Here is a 16,508-nt window from a genome sequence, read left to right as displayed (position 1 = left end):
GACGAGGGCTACCGGCAGTGCCGGTAGCCCTCGTTCAGGTGGGTCTTCGTCAGTGCTTGTTGTCCTGGTCCGGGTGCGCGAAGTTGAGGTGCTCCGGAGGCAGCGGGAAGGTCACGTCGTCGCCGAACGGCGACGGCGCGGCGGCCCGGTCGAAGGTGAGCTCGGTCAGCGGCAACCGGCCCCGGTCGTCGACCGCCGGAGCGGTCGGGTGGGGCACCTCCCGGTCCCAGTTGACGCCACTCTGCGCCTGCGCCTCGGCGCGCGGGTCGTGGGAGCCACCCGCGTGCGAGTGCACCCCGCCCCTGGCCGCAGCCGGCGACGTCGAGCCCTGACGGGCGGTGGTCACGCTGGTCTGGGGAGTCTCGCCCCGACGGAAGATCTTGCTACCAAGCCACACAAGGGGATCGTACCTGCGGTCGACGACCCGTTCCTTCATGGGGATGATCCCGTTGTCAGTGATCTTGATGTGCTCGGGGCAGACCTCGGTGCAGCACTTGGTGATGTTGCAGAAACCGAGGCCCTGTTCGGCCTGCGCGTACTCCTTGCGGTCGGTCCGGGTGTCCAGCGGGTGCATGTCCAGCTCGGCCGCCCGGATGAAGTACCGGGGGCCGGAGAACGCCTGCTTGTTCTCGTCGTGATCGCGGATCACGTGGCAGACCGTCTGGCACAGGAAGCACTCGATGCACTTACGGAACTCCTGCGAGCGCTCGACGTCGACCTGCTGCATCCGGTAGTCACCCGGTGCGACGTCCGCCGGCGGGGCGAACGCCGGGGTCTCCAGTGCCTTCTCATAGTTGAACGAGACGTCGGTGACCAGGTCCCGGATGACCGGGAAGGTGCGCAGCGGGGTGACCGTGACGGTCTCCTCCTCGCCGAAGGTCGACATCCGGGTCATGCAGCCCAGCCGGGGCTTGCCGTTGATCTCCATGGAGCAGGAACCACACTTGCCGGCCTTGCAGTTCCACCGGCAGGCCAGGTCGGGGGCGTCGGTCGCCTGCAGACGGTGGATGACGTCGAGGACGACCTCGCCCTCGTTCACCTCCACCATGTAGTCCTGCAGGTCCCCGCCGGTCTCGTCGCCCCGCCAGATCCGGAACTGACGCTTCGCGCTCATCGGTTGTCCGCCTCTCCAGCGTCGGCGACGAGAGCGTCAAAGTCGGCGAGCTCCTCGTCGGTGAGGTATTTGCCCAGCTCGACCCGGTCGAAGAGGCCGATCAGCTCGGGCCGCATCTTCGGCAGCGGCTTGCGGGTCAGCTGCACGGTGTCGCCGTCCAGCGCGCAGACCAGGTTCACCTGCCGCCACTTCGGCTCCATCGCCGGATAGTCCTCCCGGGTGTGCCCGCCGCGCGACTCCTGCCGCTCCAGCGCCGCCTTCGCGGTGCACTCCGAGACCACCAGCATGTTGCGCAGGTCCAGAGCCAGGTGCCAACCCGGGTTGTAGCGACGGCCGCCGGCCGCGCTCACCTTGGCCACCCGCTCCCGCAGCTCGGCCAGCCGGACGAGCGCGTCGGCCAGCTCACCCTCGCGCCGGATGATGCCCACCAGGTCACCCATGACCGCCTGGAGGTCCTGCTGCAGGGTGTACGGGTTCTCGCCGGTGTCCCGCTGCAGCGGCGCGAGCGCGGTCTCCACGGCAGCCTCGACCGCGTCCACGGCCACCTTCGGCCGGGCGGCCAGCCCGTCGGCGTAGCTGGCCGCGTGCCCGCCCGCCCGCTTGCCGAAGACCAGCAGGTCGGACAGGGAGTTGCCGCCCAGTCGGTTGGAGCCGTGCATGCCACCGGAGACCTCACCGGCGGCGAACAGCCCGCGTACGTGGCCGAAGGCCGCAGCCGAGTCCGGGTCGACCTCCACGCCGCCCATCACGTAGTGGCAGGTCGGCCCGACCTCCATCGGCTCAGCGGTGATGTCGACGTCGGCCAGTTCCTTGAACTGGTGGTACATCGACGGCAGCCGTCGGCGGATCTCGTCGGCCGAGCGCCGGCTCGCAATGTCCAGGAAGACGCCACCGGCGGGGGAGCCCCGGCCGGCCTTGACCTCGCTGTTGATCGCGCGGGCCACCTCGTCGCGGGGCAGCAGCTCCGGCGGACGCCGGTTGTTGTCCGGGTCGGTGTACCAGCGGTCCGCCTCTTCCTCGGTCTCCGCGTACTGCTTGCGGAAGACGTCGGGGACGTAGTCGAACATGAACCGCTTGCCGTCGGAGTTCTTCAGCACGCCACCGTCGCCGCGTACCGATTCGGTGACCAGGATGCCCTTCACCGAGGGCGGCCAGACCATGCCGGTCGGGTGGAACTGGAGGAACTCCATGTTGATCAGCGTCGCCCCGGCGCGCAGCGCCAACGCGTGCCCGTCCCCGGTGTACTCCCAGGAGTTCGAGGTGACCTTGTAGGAGCGTCCGACGCCACCGGTGGCCAGCACGACGGCCGGCGCCTCGAAGAGAACGAACTCCCCGGACTCGCGGTAGTAGCCGAACGCGCCGGCGACCCGGTCACCGTCGAGCAGCAGCTCGGTGATGGTGGTCTCGGAGAACACCTTGATCCGGGCGTCGTACGAGCCGAACTCCCGCTGGTCCTCCTGCTGGAGCGAGACGATCTTCTGCTGGAGGGTGCGGATCAGCTCCAGGCCGGTCCGGTCGCCAACGTGCGCCAGGCGCGGGTACTCGTGGCCGCCGAAGTTGCGCTGGGAGATCTTGCCGTCCTTGGTGCGGTCGAAGAGCGCACCGTACGTCTCCAGCTCCCAGATCCGCTGCGGCGACTCCTTCGCGTGCAGCTCGGCCATCCGGAAGTTGTTGAGGAACTTGCCGCCGCGCATGGTGTCGCGGAAGTGCACCTGCCAGTTGTCCCGGCTGTTCACGTTGCCCATCGCGGCGGCCGCGCCGCCCTCGGCCATCACCGTGTGCGCCTTGCCGAAGAGCGACTTGGAGATGATCGCGGTCTTCTTGCCGGCGAGCCGGGCCTCGATGGCCGCGCGCAGACCGGCGCCGCCGGCCCCGATGACGACGACGTCGTAGTGGTGTCGTTCGATGCGAGTGGTTGTGGTCATGTCAGGGGCCCTTTAGTTGATGAACCGCAGGTCGGAGAACCAGCCGGCAGCGAGCGCCATGATGTAGAAGTCGGCCAGCGCCAGGGTGCCGAGGGTGATCCAGGCGAGCTGCATGTGCCGGACGTTCAACGCCGAGACGAACGTCCAGGCCTTGTACCGCACCGGGTGCTTGGAGAAGTGCTTGAGCCGGCCGCCGATGATGTGCCGGCAGGAGTGGCAGGAGATCGTGTACGCCCAGAGCATCACCACGTTGAGCAGCAGGATGATGTTGCCCAGCCCGAAGCCGAAGCCCTTTGGCGAGTGGAAGGCGAGGATCGCGTCCCAGGTGTTGATCAGCGAGATGATCGCGGCGGCGTAGAAGAAGTAGCGGTGCAGGTTCTGACCGAGCAGCGGGAAGCGGGTCTCACCGCCGTACTCCTTGTGACCGTCCGGGACGGCGCAGGCCGGCGGCGACAGCCAGAACGACCGGTAGTAGGCCTTGCGGTAGTAGTAGCAGGTGAGCCGGAACAGCAGCAGGAACGGCAGGGTCAGCGCGGCGTCCGGGATGATCCACCAGCCCGGCAGGAACCGGCCGAAGTGCGAGGCTTCCTCGACACACCGGTCGGTCACACACGGGGAGTAGAACGGGGTCAGGTAGTGGTACTGGTCCACCCAGTACCACTTGTGCATGAAGACCCGGACCGTCGCGTACGCGACCCAGGCGCTGAGCCCGATCACGGTGATCAGCGGGGCGAACCACCAGCGGTCGGTACGCAACGTCTTCGCCGCGATGGCAGCGCGCGCCCGCGCTCCCCGCGGCTTCGTTGCCGTTGAAGTCATTCGAGTCGTCTCCTCGACGGGCCCGTACGGGCGGGCTGATCTTTCTCCGGTCGGCACGCGGACCGGCGAACCCGCACCCGCTGCCACGTCATGCGCACACCAACGACCACGCCGGATCGACCGACGCAGCTAAGTGACACACGTTACGCCGATCTCTGCGGGCCGTCCGCGCAAGGGAGTGTCCCGTGTGTCTGGCCTGCGGAAAAGCCTCGGCACGCCGATCGATGGAGCGTTGTTAAGAACGTCACTCCCGTTCAGCCGGAGGCTCCTCCGGTGAAGTGCCAGGAGGCCAGTCGCAGCGAGGGCGCCGCCCACCACGCACCGTCCACCCGATCCGGTTGGCGCACCGCCCGCGTGCCCAGCCCCAACACGGCCCCCGGCCCGAGCGCCCGCGGGTACGACTCGGTGAACCGCAGGTCGCGGACCGCGCGCACGACCGTGCCGTCCTCGATCAGCCAGACGCCGTTGCGGGTCAACCCGGTGACGACGAGGCTCTTCGGGTCGAGCACCCGCGTGTACCAGAGATCGGTGACCAGCAACCCTCGGCGTACTCCGGCGACCAGTGCCGCGGTGTCCGCGTCGACCACCGCGCCGGCGGCCCCGCCGGTGGTGCTGCGGCCCACCGCGCTGGCCGGACCGGCCGCCGCGCCGGACAGGCGCAGGTTGCGAGCCATCGGGCCCCAGGTGGCACCGCCCGCGACCGCGTGCCCGGTGGACTCCGCACCCGCCTCGACAGCGGTCCGTCGGTCGTGCGCCAGCGCCCGGGTGGTGCCCGCCTCGACCAGGGTCAACGCCCGTCGAGCGGTGCCCTCCGCGTCGAACGGCAGCCCCGACGCGCCCAGCGGATCGTCCACCAGGGTCACCGTCGAGTCGAACTGGGCCGCCCCCGGCTCGGCGAACGACTGCCGCTCGGCGTACCGCTTGCCGTTGAAGCCGTACCAGGAGAGGTTCTGCAACAGGTCCGCCACGGCAGCCGGCTCGAACACCACCTCGTAGCGCCCCGGCGGCAGCTCAGCAGGGTCGGCCGCCGCCTGCGCCTTCGCCGCGGCCTGCGCGCCCAACTCGGCGCCGTCGAGGTCGGACAGCCGGTCGGCGCAGCGCCGGGCCACCCCGTCCGCGCCGTCGCGGCGGGCGATGCCGTCCATCGCGGCCTCCACCGAGCGGCCGTACGCCGTGTGCCCGGCCGAGTTGGCGAACGCCGACGAGCGGTGCGCGGTGCGGCAGTAGCCGGCCGTGCTGAGGCCCCCGGCGGCGGCCACGAACGCGCCGACCCGGTCGGCACGCTGATCCGGCTCGGCGTGCGCGGTGGCCTCGTCGACGGGCGGCGCGTCCGGTGTGGGCGTGGGCGGTGTCAGCCCTGGCCAGCCCGGGTCGGGCGGGCAGAGCCGCGCCGCGGCCAGGGTGCGCTCGACCAGGGCGCGCAGCCCGTCGGCCGTGACCACGCTGCCGCTGCCGGCGGCGGTCCGACCGTCGACGTGCAGCCGCAGCCGGACCCCGACGGACGACTCCGCGACGTTCTGGTGAATGGCCGAATTGGCGAACCGGGTCAGCGCCAGGTCCGCCCGAGTCACCACGGCGTCGGCCTGCGCGCCCGGACCGCCGAGGCGCCGGACCAGCTCGATGACCTGCCCGGCCAGCTCCAACTCCGTCGACCGATTCGCGCTCACGCCGACACCCCCACCCGGACGTTGCGGAAGCGGGCCGGCGCGGCCGGATGGCCGGTGTGCCCGACCTGGCCGGGCTGGCCCTTGCCGCAGTTGGGCGTCCCCCAGGAGACCGTCTCGCCGGAGAGCATGTCCATCGACCGCCAGAAGAGCGGGCCGATCCCCGTGTAGGTGGGGTTGCGCAGCATCCGCCCCCGCCGACCCTTCTTGATCTCCCAGCCGACCTCGCAGCCGAACTGGAAGTTGAGCCGCTTGTCGTCGATGGACCAGGACCGGTTGAGGTCCATCAACACGCCGTCGTCCGTGGCCGCGATGATCTCCTCCAGGGTGTGCGGGCCGGGTTCCAGGCCGACGTTGGTCATCCGCACCATGGGCAGCCGGGCCCACCCGTCGGCCCGGACGCTGCCGCCGTAGTCGAGGCTGGCCATGGCGGCGGAGTCCCGGCCGGCGAGCACACCCACCCAGCGACCGTCGCGGACCGCGTCCCGCTTGACCGCCGGGGAGCCCTCGTCGTCGAAGCCGAAGCTGCCCAGCGCGCCCGGGATCGTCGGGTCGATGGTGATGTTCATCAGCTCCGAGCCGTAGCGCAGGGAGCCGAGCTGGGCCAGGTCCAGCCAGGACGTGCCGGCGAACGCGGCCTCCCAGCCGAGGATCCGGTCCAGCTCGATGGCGTGCCCGACCGATTCGTGGATCTGCAGGGCGAGCTGCTCGCCGCCGAGGATCAGATCCGTCTCGCCGGCCGGGCAGAGCGGCGCGGTGAGCAGAGCCCGGGACTCCTCGGCGATCTGTGCGGCGTGCGCGGCCAGGTCGAGCGACTCGACCAGCTCCCAGCCGGTGGTGCCGTACTGCCCCCGGTAACTCGGCCAGGACCGGCGTTGCGTCTCACCATCGCCGATCGAGGTGGCGGAGATGCCGCCGCCGCACTCGCGGATCCGCTGGTCGATCCGGTGGCCCTCGCTGGAGACGAACCACTTCGCGGTGTCCCAGATCTGGTACAGGCCCTCGGCCAGGTCCGCGCCGTGCTCGGCCATCGTGCGGGTCGCGCCGACCAGCAGATCGCCCTTGTCCGACAGGGGCACCCCGAGCGGATCGATCTGACAACCGGAGGCCCAGCTCGCGGTGACCGCTTCGACCGCGACCAGGTCGACCGGCGGGCCGGGCACCCGGGCGCTCGCCATGGCCGTCCGCGTCGCACGACGGCCGGCGTCGCGGGCCGCGGCGTCCGAGAGATCGGGTACGGCGTAGAAGCCCCAACTGGCCCCGACCAGCGCCCGGACACCGAGCCCGATGCTCTCGTCCTGGGTCAGCTCCTCCACGTCGCCGTTGCGCGCGGTCATCGACTCGTAGCGGCGGTGCATCACCCGGGCGTCGGCGTACCGGGCGCCCGCGTCGAGGGCGGCCTGGACGGCGGCGGTGGCAGCGTCGAACTCGGTCATGCGACCGACCCTAGGCCAGCCGACCGACACCCGTCAGGGGACGAGGTCCTCCGGCCGGATCGTGGCCCGCACCGGCTCGGTCAGTTCCAGAACCTCGCCGCGCTTCGTCGTTGCCCTCTCCACGTAGTGGCCGCCCTGCCGCTGCTGGAGGTACAGGGCCAGCGGGTCCTGCTCGACGAGCAGATACCACTCGATGCCGGCTGTGGCGTACAAATGCGGCTTCAGCACGCGGTCGATCAGGGCGGTGTGGGGCGCGGTGACCTCACCGACCAGCAGGACCGCATCCGCCGGCACGCAGTCCGCCGTCGAGGAGTTCGATTCGCTGGGCCGTCTCACCGAGGGCAAGGTAGTCGGACTCGGTCCAGGGCAGCGCACGGCCAAGAATTCCGTCGGGAAGCATGCCGCCAGTGCAACTCATGGGGATCGCCAACGTCGCACTCGACGTGCGAGCACGAGATGACTTGCCCGCTCAGACGTTGTGATCGCAAAGGTTTGTTGCGTCAGCGCGAGACTCGAAGTACCGGGAGAGCTCTTTCTTTCAAGTGCGCGGCGTCGTGAGCGGGTGGTGTTCGATGCTCGCCGTATGTCGGCGGGTAAGTGGACGTGTGCCTGGTATTCCTGGTGGTGTGGGCCGCCGAGTTCCGTAGGCGGCGGCGTGAACCCGGTGGCGCTCTGCGGGCATAAACAGGTGTGAGCGCAACGTACGAAGTGAGGGATATTTCTTTGGGCGAGCCGGCCGGCCCTCGATCGGAGCGGCCTCCACCGGTGCAGCTCGTGGAGCCGTCGCAACTGGTGAGCGATGACCTGTTGATGCGCGAGTCGGTCGAGTGTCCTGAGCGGTTCGCGGCCCTGTTCGACCGACATGCTGTGGCCGTTCACCGGTATCTGGCGCGCCGGGTCGGTAGTGCGGCGGACGACCTGCTGGCTGAGACGTTCCTGATTGCGTTTAGGCAGAGGGCGACTTATCGATCGCAGGGCGTTGATCCGCGGGCCTGGCTGTACGGCATCGCCACGAACGTGCTGCACCGACAGGCGCGGCAGGAGGAGCGCCGGTACCGCATGTTGGCCCGGTTGGCCGCCATCCCCACCGATGTGACGTCGAGCGACGATGAAGCCGTCGAGCGCACGGACGCGCAGGCCCTGCGCCAGCAGTTGGCTGCGGCTCTCGCGCGGTTGAAGCGCGGGGACCGGGACGTGTTGTTGCTGACGGCGTGGGCCGAGTTGTCCTACGTCGAGATCGCCGGGGTGCTCGCCATACCTGTCGGCACTGTCCGGTCCCGGCTGAACCGGGCCCGACGCCTGACTCGTGAATCCCTCAGCTCGGCGATGATCAACGAGGAGTTGCTATGAATGATCTCGAATTGCTAAGCGACTATGGTCCGGACGCGCCGGCGGCTTCTTCGGCGGCCTTGTCCAGTGCTCGTCACCGACTGATGGCCGAGGTGATCGCGATTGCGCCGGCCCACCCTGGGTGGGGCTGGAGACGTGCAAGCTGGGCGCTTCAACATCGACGGGTTGACTTAAGCTTCGCCGTTGCGGTCGTGGTCGCCGCGGCGGCTGGCGGTTCATTCGTGTTGTCGGAGCATCGTGCGCCGGCAGGCAATTCGACGGGCGTGCAGCTCGTTGCGTTCGACGCGCCGGTGTACCCCATCGGGTTGCGTCCTCGCCCCGCTGGCCTGGCGGCGCCGACCTTCAGTGGCGGTGTTGCCCGCGACGAGCAGGGCAACGACCGGCCGGTGATGACGGCGCTCTTCCCGGCGACTGATGGCGTCAGCGATGTCTACCTCGGCGTCGGCGATCGGTATGTGCCACAGGACGCGCCTGAGCGGGTCCGGTCCGTCACGTTGCAGGGCGTGCCCGGCTTCGTGGTCGAACATCAGGCACAGTCCGGCACGTCGGTGGTGCTGAGTTGGCAGCGCCGGTCCGGTCAGTGGGTCACGCTCACCGGCCATGGTCGCTTCGGCAGCGAAACGGCGGTGCGGGCGCTGGCTGCGACCGTGGCGGATGATGCCCAGCCGGTGCCGTTGCAGGTGCGTCTCGCTCCAGCGGGCTGGCGGTTGGCAGCCTTCAAGGACAACAAGATCGTGACCCTGCGCGCCCCCGTGTCTGGCGAGGAACTCAGTGTCAATCTCGTCGAAGCTCCCGAAACAAATCTGATGGGCTTGGTGAGCGGCGCGAAGCGGATTAAAACGGTGCAGGTCAACGGTAGGGAAAGTGATCTGGTGCAGACGCTCAACGGGTGGTTCCTGCAGGTCCCGCTGCCCGACGGGACCGCCTTCCACCTTCAGGCGCCAGCGATGTTGACTGGCGAGCAGATCGTGGCCGTTGGCGCCCAGGTCATCGTCACACCGCGCGGTCGGTGAAGCGGCGGGGCTTCGGCCACTGCCACGGCCATCTGCACCTCACCTGATCGCCCCTGAGTCGCGGCAGTCCCTGCCGTCGCAGGCAAGGCGCATCGGGGGTGGTGCAGATAACTCAGCTGAGTTACAAGATCGCGCTCGATCTTGGATGTAGTGGTATCGGCGCGTCGGTGATGCCACTAGATCCTGGTTCGAGAGTGACCTTGGCGGCGGGGGGCGCCCCAAACTCCGCTTCCGGTCTGTCGGGGGCGGTGTTCGTCGTCAAGATTCGCGCAGTATCGGGGATGTTGCTGCCTCCGCCGCGCCTCAGGCAGCAACTTCGGGGATGTTGTGAAGATCTTGGCGCGAGGCGCGAGGCGCGAGGCGCGAGGCGCGGCGCGGCGCGCGGCGCGCGGCATGAATGGGCGTGGATGGCGAGGTGAGGGGTGTTCAGGCCGATGCCGACTCGTTACGCTCTGGCCCGCTGACAGGTGCCGACTTTGTAGCTTATTTTCACCCTCGGGACTTTCCTGTAAGTTCTCTTCGTCACTGAGGGAGGCGGCCGTGGACAGCTCGAATCCGGCGCCGTCCGGGGAACCGGACGACCATCCCGCCGTGCCGGCGCAGCGCGGCAACGAGGACGCCTACCTGCGGGTGAGTGACCTGCGGGTGCGGTTCGACACCGAGGACGGTGTGGTGCGCGCGGTCGACGGGGTGTCGTTCGCCGTCGAGCGGGGCCGCACCCTCGGCATCGTCGGCGAGTCCGGCTCCGGCAAGAGCGTCACCTCGCTCGCCATCCTCGGCCTGCACGACACCAAGCGGACCACCATCACCGGGGAGATCTCCGTCGGCGGCCGGCAGGTCGTCGGCCTCCCCGACGAGGAGGTACGCCGGCTGCGCGGCCGCGACATGGCGATGATCTTCCAGGATCCACTGTCGGCGCTGCACCCCTATTACACGGTGGGTCGGCAGATCGCCGAGGCGTACCGGGTGCACCACCCGAAGGCCAACCGGCGGGAGGCCCGCCAGCGAGCGGTCGACATGCTGGACCGGGTCGGCATCCCGCAACCGGCGCGCCGCTTCGACCAGTACCCGCACGAATTCTCCGGCGGCATGCGCCAACGGGCGATGATCGCGATGTCCCTGGTCAACGACCCGGCGCTGCTGATCGCCGACGAACCGACCACCGCGCTGGACGTCACCGTGCAGGCGCAGATCCTGGACCTCCTCGCCGACCTACAGGCCGAGTTCCACTCCGCGATCATCCTGATCACCCACGACCTCGGCGTCGTCGGCCAGGTCGCCGACGACGTGCTGGTCATGTACGGAGGTCGGGCCGTCGAGCGGGGCAGCGTCGAGCAGGTGCTCCGCTCGCCGCAGCATCCGTACACCTGGGGGTTGCTCTCCAGCGTGCCGTCGCTGCACGGCGACGCGGACGCGGACCTGTTGCCGATCCGGGGCAACCCGCCCAGCCTGATCAACCTGCCTCCCGGCTGCGCGTTCCACCCGCGCTGCCGCTACGCGGACCGCAACGGCGACCGGTCCCGCACCGAGGTCCCCGAGCTGCGCCCGGCGGGCTCAACCGGCGAAGCGGGCTCAGCCGACCACCTGGTCGCGTGCCACCTGGGTGCCGATGAGCGCGCCGCGCTCTACGCCGAGGACATCGCATCCGTGGGGGTGGCCCGATGACCGATGAACCACTGCTGCGGGTACGCGGCCTGACCAAGCATTTCCCGGTACGCCAGGGGCTGCGCTCCACCGGCCTGGTGCAGGCGGTGGACGGGCTCGACTTCGACGTGCGCCCGGGCGAGACGCTTGGCCTGGTGGGGGAGTCGGGCTGCGGCAAGACCACCACCGGCCGGATGCTGGTGCGGCTGCTGGAGCCGACCAGCGGCAGCATCGAGTTCGACGGGCGGGACATCACCCACGCCGGCCGCCGGGAGTTGCGGCCGTTGCGCCAGGAATTTCAGATCATCTTCCAGGACCCGTACGCGTCCCTGAATCCCCGGCACACCGTCGGCCGGATCGTGGCGATGCCGTTGCAGGTCAACGGGATCAAGCCGCCGGGTGGGATCAAGGCCCGGGTGCAGGAGTTGCTGGAACTGGTCGGGTTGAACCCGGAGCACTACAACCGGTACCCGCACGAGTTCTCCGGCGGGCAGCGCCAGCGCATCGGCATCGCCCGTGCGCTTGCCCTGCGGCCCAAGCTCATCGTCGCGGACGAGCCGGTCAGCGCGCTGGACGTCTCGATCCAGGCGCAGGTCGTCAACCTGCTGCGCGACCTGCAACGCGATCTTGGCCTGGCGTTCGTGTTCATCGCGCACGACCTGGCCGTGGTCCGGCACTTCTGCCAGCGGGTCGCGGTGATGTACCTGGGTCGGATCGTGGAGATCGGCGATCGGGCGGACATCTACGAGCGCCCACAGCACCCGTACACCCGGGCGTTGCTCTCGGCGATCCCGGATGTCACGAAGCTCGGCGCGGCGGGCCGGATCCGGCTGACCGGTGACGTTCCCACCCCGCTCGACCCGCCGTCGGGCTGCCGGTTCCGCACCCGCTGCTGGAAGGCGCAGGACATCTGCGCCACCGAGGAGCCTGCGCTGGTCCCACGCGACGGGGGCAGACAGGCCACCGCGTGTCACTTCCCGGAACCCGCGGGGTCGACTGCCCAGGTCGTCGAGGAGGTGTCGTCATGAGCCTGTCCCCGGTGGAGGGTGTGGCGCTGGCCGAGATCGAGTCCGGCGCGGGCGGGGGCGAGCCCGCGGCGAAGGGCGTCGTCGGCCGCTCGCCCGGTCAGCTCGCCTGGCTGCGGCTGCGCCGCGATCGGACGGCCCTGGTCAGCGGCGTGCTACTCGTCTTCTTCATGCTGCTGGCGCTGGCCGCCCCGCTGATCGAGATGGTCTACGGGATCGGCCCGCGTGAGCAGTTCCAGAACCTGCTGGACGGCTTCGGCATGCCGCTGGGCTACGCCGGCGGCGTCACCGGGGACCACTGGTTCGGCCTCGAGCCGAACCTGGGTCGGGACATCTTCATCCGATTGATCTACGGGCTGCGGACCTCGCTGTTCATCGCGTTCGCCGCGGCCCTGATCACCGCGACGATGGGCGTCGTGCTCGGGGCTCTCGCCGGCTATCTCGGTGGCTGGCTCGACGCGGTGATCACCTGGATCACCGACCTGACCCTGGCCATGCCGTTCCTGATCATCGCGCTGGCGCTGACCCCCACGCTGACGCTGCGTTTCTATGGCGAGCGGGGGCAGGTGTCGTCGGCCTTCGGGGTGGGCGTCCTGATCGCCGTCTTCGCCATCTTCGGCTGGACCGGCACGGCCAGGCTGGTACGCGGGCAGGTGATCGCGCTGCGCGAACGGGAGTTCGTGGAGGCCGCCAAGGCCAGCGGCGCCGGGCTGGGGCACATCATCTTCCGACAGTTGCTGCCGAACATCTGGGCACCGATCCTGGTGTCGTTCTCCCTGGCGGTGCCGCAGTTCATCACCAGCGAAGCCGCGCTCTCGTTCATCGGTGTCGGTCTCAGCGACGAGACTCCGAGCTTCGGCCGGATGATCTACGACAGTCTGGACTTCCTCCAGACCGACCCGGCCTACGTGTTCTTCCCGGGCATCATGATCTTCGCGCTGGTGTTCGCCTTCAACCTCTTCGGCGACGCGTTGCGTGACGCGCTCGACCCGAAGTCGTCCCGGTAGGGGGAAATCATGGCGCGATTTCTGATCAAGCGGCTCTTCTCGGCCACGCTGACCCTCTTCGCGGTGAGCGTGCTGACCTTCCTGATGTTCTTCGCCCTGCCACGCGACCCGGTGACCGGCATGTGCCCGAAGAACTGCAACCCGGAGCGGCTGGAGCGGGTCCGCACCGAGTTGGGCCTGAACGACCCGTTGATCAGCCAGTACGCCGGTTACATGAAGGGCATCGTCACCGGTCGGGACCTGGGCAGCGCCCAGGGTGGCCGGTGCGACGCGCCCTGCCTGGGCTGGTCGTACGTCACCAACGAGGCCGTCTCGGACACCATCGCCCGGGTGCTGCCGGTAACGCTGAGCATCGTGATCCCTGCGGCGATCCTCTGGTTGCTGCTCGGGGTCGGCCTGGGCATGGTCTCCGCGCTGCGACGTGGCACCTGGCTGGACCGGGTGGCCATCGGCTTCTCGCTGACCGGCGCCTCGTTGCAGCTCTACTTCGTGGGCGCGGTCCTGTTGCTGGTGTTCGTCTACAACCTGCGGCTGCTGCCGGTGCCCAGCTACACCTCCCTCTTCGACAATCCGGCGAAGTGGGCCAGCGGGCTCGTGCTGGCCTGGGTGGCGTTGGCGTTCCTCTTCTCGGCCATCTACGCCCGGCTGTCAAGGGCGCAGATGTTGGAGACGCTGTCGGAGGACTTCGTCCGCACCGCGCGGGCCAAGGGCCTGGCCAAACCCAAGGTGTACGGGCGACACGCGCTGCGCGCGGCGATCACCCCGGTGGTGACCATCGCCGGACTGGACGTGGGTGGGGCGCTGGGCGGCACGGTGATCACCGAGACGACGTTCGGCATCCAGGGACTGGGTCGCACGGCGGTGGACGCCGTGCGCTCCGGTGACCTGCCCACCATCATGGCGACCGTGCTGATCGCGGCCGTCTTCGTGGTGCTGGCGAACGTGCTGGTCGATCTGCTCTACGCGGCCATCGACCCCCGGGTCCGGCTGCGCTGACGTCCGGGTGTCCGCCACACCCACCGATGGCGAAATTTATCAACAACTGTTACACAATCCGTAGGTTTTCTTCCTTACGATCCTCGGGACGTCGGCGGTTCTCGCCCCGACGGACCGCACGGCACATGGGTGAAGGAGGTACTTCATGCGACTACGCGTAGCGGCCGCCGCAGGCGGCGCGATCGCTCTGGTTGTCACATTGGGTGCGTGCTCGGAGAACACGGGCGAGGGCACCACGGTGGACACCGACCGGACGCAGACCGGGGTCATCGCGACCGACCCCAAGGACTCGCAGGGTCCGGCGGCCGAGGTGAGCGGGGCCGCGAAGGGCGGCACCTTCACCATCCTCCGGGAGACGCCGATCTCCCACCTGGACCCGCAGCGGACGTATTCGTTCGCGGGCCTGATGACGAACCCGCTCTTCGCTCGCTATCTGACCACCTGGAAGGACGACGGCAAGGGCGGCCTCGTCCTCGTCGGCGACCTGGCGGAGACGCCGGGCACCAACGTCAACAAGGACTGCAAGGTCTGGGAGTTCAAGGTCAAGGACGGGGTGAAATTCGAGGACGGCCGCCCGATCACCTCCAAGGAGATCGCGTACGGCATCGCCCGCTCCTTCGACCCGGATCTCTCCGGCGGCCCGACCTACATCCAGGAGTGGCTGGCCGACACCCCGCAGTTCGACACCAAGTGGGACTTCAAGAAGAACAAGACGTCGCTGCCGCCGGGCCTGAGCACGCCGGACGCCAAGACGCTGCGCTTCGAGTTCGCCAAGCCCCGCTGTGACCTGCCGTTCGCGGTCTCGCTGCCGACCACCGCGCCGCTGCCGGCGGACAAGGACACCGGCGTCAACCTGGACAAGCAGCCGTTCTCGTCCGGCCCCTACAAGGTCGCCAAGAACCAGGTCGGCGTGCAGATCACCCTGGACCGCAACCCCAACTGGGACCCGAACACCGACCCGGTCCGGCACCAGTACCCGGATCAGTTCGTGTGGAGCTTCGGCCCGACCGCGGACGCCGCCAACAACCGGGTGATCGCCGACAACGGCGCCGACCAGAGCGCGCTCGCCTTCAACGCGGTGCCGGCATCGCTTGTCGCCCGGGTGGCCGGGGACGCCTCGCTGAAGTCGCGCAGCATTCTCTCGCCGACCCCCAGCGCCAACCAGCTGGTGATCAACAACCAGCGGGTCAAGGACCTGAAGATCCGTCAGGCGCTCAACTACGCCATCGACCGGGAGGGGATGATCAAGGCGCTCGGCGGTCAGACCGTCGCCGCGCCGCTGACCACGCTCATGCCGCCGGCCACCATCGGCTACAAGGCGTACGAGGCGTACCCGGCGGGCCCCAACGGCGATGTCGCCAAGGCCAAGGAGTTGCTTGGCGGGCAGACGCCGGAACTGGTCCTCGGTGTCGCCGACAACACCACCGAGCAGCAGGAGGGTGCCCAGCTCAAGGCCAACCTGGAGCGGGCCGGCTTCAAGATCACCCTGCGGAACATCTCGGACGACGCGAAGCTCGACGAAACCAAGAAGAAGGACAACCCCTGGGACCTGTACATCGGTAACTGGGCGGCGGACTGGCCCAGCGGCGCCTCCATCCTGCCGGTGCTCTACGACGGCCGCACCATCAAGGCCGAGGGCAACAGCAACAGCGCGTTCTTCAACGACCCGACGATCAACGCCGAGATGGACCGCATCCTGGCGCTGGCCCCGGCCGACCAGGGCCCGGAGTGGGCCAAGCTCGACGAGCGGATCATGAAAGAGCACGCCCCGGTGGTGCCTCTCTTCGTCGACGTGGCCTACAACGTGCACGGGTCCAAGGCTGGCGGGGTCTTCATCTCCAGCGTCTTCGGCTACCCGTCGTTCGTGAACGCGCACGTCAAGCCGTAAGTCACACCGCAGGCAAGAAGGGTCCCCTACCGACAACGCCGTCGGGAGGGGACCCTTCTGTCTCTGCCGAACAGGTCCCTGGTGCGAGTCGCGCCCATTGCCGCAGAAGCGGACACCGTCTTGCCGCAGGTCGTTTGGCGGCACGTCGGCGGCGGGACCAAGCCGGCCTGGCGACCCATCCGTTGACAACCTCGCTCGCGTCTCAATACACTTAACATAGTGGTTAAGTGAAGGGCCCTTCCGATGGCTGGCACCGATCAGCTCAGCGCGGTGTTCTCGGCGCTCGCCGACCCGACTCGACGGGCGATCATCGCCGAGTTGGCCGAACGCGACGCCACGGTCACCGAGCTCACCGCTCCTCTGTCGATCTCGATGCCGGCGGTGTCACGGCACCTGAAAGTGCTCGAGCGCGCCGCGCTCATCTCGCGGTCGCGGTCGGGCAAGTGGCGCGCGAGCCACCTCGAATCTGCCCCGCTGCGCGAGGCGGCCGACTGGATCGAGCGCTACCGGCGGTTCTGGGACTCGTCCCTCACCCGCCTCGATGCCCACCTTGCCGCGGTGCAGGCCGCCGGACGGGCAACGGACCGGATGGCCGACGACCCCAGGGAGCTCGAATGAAAACGGAAA

14 protein-coding genes are annotated in these 16,508 nt (G+C 69.0%); 8 read left to right on the top strand and 6 right to left on the bottom strand.

The genetic code is table 11. The features are described from left to right. Positions 1-49 precede the first annotated feature (49 nt). From PCA76_RS28130 to PCA76_RS28105, 6 genes are all read right to left on the bottom strand, one after another. A complete protein-coding gene (locus PCA76_RS28130) occupies positions 50-1,114 on the bottom strand; it encodes a succinate dehydrogenase/fumarate reductase iron-sulfur subunit (RefSeq protein WP_272613454.1) in 1,065 nt (354 codons plus the stop codon). After that, the gene (locus PCA76_RS28125; protein ID WP_272613453.1) at positions 1,111-3,039 is read right to left on the bottom strand and encodes a fumarate reductase/succinate dehydrogenase flavoprotein subunit; all 1,929 of its coding nucleotides are present in this window, start codon (positions 3,037-3,039) and stop codon (positions 1,111-1,113) included. The genes PCA76_RS28130 and PCA76_RS28125 overlap by 4 nt, the downstream gene beginning before the upstream one ends. A 12-nt stretch (positions 3,040-3,051) precedes the next feature. Then, positions 3,052-3,858, bottom strand: coding sequence for a hypothetical protein (locus tag PCA76_RS28120; RefSeq protein ID WP_272613452.1), 807 nt, complete (start codon positions 3,856-3,858; stop codon positions 3,052-3,054). A 254-nt stretch (positions 3,859-4,112) separates the two neighbouring features. Continuing rightward, a complete protein-coding gene (locus PCA76_RS28115) occupies positions 4,113-5,525 on the bottom strand; it encodes a TldD/PmbA family protein (protein ID WP_272613451.1) in 1,413 nt (470 codons plus the stop codon). After that, the gene (locus tag PCA76_RS28110) at positions 5,522-6,958 is read right to left on the bottom strand and encodes a TldD/PmbA family protein (RefSeq protein WP_272613450.1); all 1,437 of its coding nucleotides are present in this window, start codon (positions 6,956-6,958) and stop codon (positions 5,522-5,524) included. The genes PCA76_RS28115 and PCA76_RS28110 overlap by 4 nt, the downstream gene beginning before the upstream one ends. 33 nt (positions 6,959-6,991) lie before the next feature. Beyond that, the gene (locus tag PCA76_RS28105; RefSeq protein ID WP_336298025.1) at positions 6,992-7,294 is read right to left on the bottom strand and encodes a Uma2 family endonuclease; all 303 of its coding nucleotides are present in this window, start codon (positions 7,292-7,294) and stop codon (positions 6,992-6,994) included. A gap of 474 nt (positions 7,295-7,768) precedes the next feature. On the opposite strand from PCA76_RS28105, the gene PCA76_RS28100 reads away from it, so the two are divergent. The 8 genes from PCA76_RS28100 (at position 7,769) to PCA76_RS28065 (ending at position 16,499) form a co-directional block, all read left to right on the top strand. Beyond that, on the top strand, positions 7,769-8,308 hold the full coding sequence (locus tag PCA76_RS28100; protein ID WP_272619690.1) for an RNA polymerase sigma factor: 540 nt from the start codon (positions 7,769-7,771) through the stop codon (positions 8,306-8,308). Further along, positions 8,305-9,321, top strand: a complete 1,017-nt coding sequence (locus PCA76_RS28095) for a hypothetical protein (RefSeq protein ID WP_272613449.1) — start codon at positions 8,305-8,307, stop codon at positions 9,319-9,321. The genes PCA76_RS28100 and PCA76_RS28095 overlap by 4 nt, the downstream gene beginning before the upstream one ends. A 591-nt stretch (positions 9,322-9,912) precedes the next feature. Next, a complete protein-coding gene (locus PCA76_RS28090; protein ID WP_272619688.1) occupies positions 9,913-10,986 on the top strand; it encodes an ABC transporter ATP-binding protein in 1,074 nt (357 codons plus the stop codon). Beyond that, entirely contained in the window at positions 10,983-11,993 is a 1,011-nt protein-coding gene (locus PCA76_RS28085; protein WP_272613448.1) for an ABC transporter ATP-binding protein, read from the top strand. Before PCA76_RS28090 ends, PCA76_RS28085 begins: the two co-directional genes overlap by 4 nt. Continuing rightward, complete coding sequence (locus PCA76_RS28080) at positions 11,990-12,997, top strand: ABC transporter permease (RefSeq protein WP_272613447.1); 1,008 nt, start codon at positions 11,990-11,992, stop codon at positions 12,995-12,997. Before PCA76_RS28085 ends, PCA76_RS28080 begins: the two co-directional genes overlap by 4 nt. 9 nt (positions 12,998-13,006) lie before the next feature. Further along, a complete protein-coding gene (locus tag PCA76_RS28075; protein WP_272613446.1) occupies positions 13,007-13,993 on the top strand; it encodes an ABC transporter permease in 987 nt (328 codons plus the stop codon). Positions 13,994-14,138: 145 nt separating this feature from the next. Further along, the gene (locus tag PCA76_RS28070) at positions 14,139-15,881 is read left to right on the top strand and encodes an ABC transporter substrate-binding protein (protein WP_272613445.1); all 1,743 of its coding nucleotides are present in this window, start codon (positions 14,139-14,141) and stop codon (positions 15,879-15,881) included. A gap of 243 nt (positions 15,882-16,124) precedes the next feature. After that, entirely contained in the window at positions 16,125-16,499 is a 375-nt protein-coding gene (locus PCA76_RS28065) for an ArsR/SmtB family transcription factor (protein ID WP_272613444.1), read from the top strand. Positions 16,500-16,508 lie beyond the last annotated feature (9 nt).

Source organism: Micromonospora sp. LH3U1 (assembly GCF_028475105.1).
Lineage (GTDB): Bacteria > Actinomycetota > Actinomycetes > Mycobacteriales > Micromonosporaceae > Micromonospora.
This window is presented reverse-complemented; position numbering and strand designations above follow the sequence as displayed.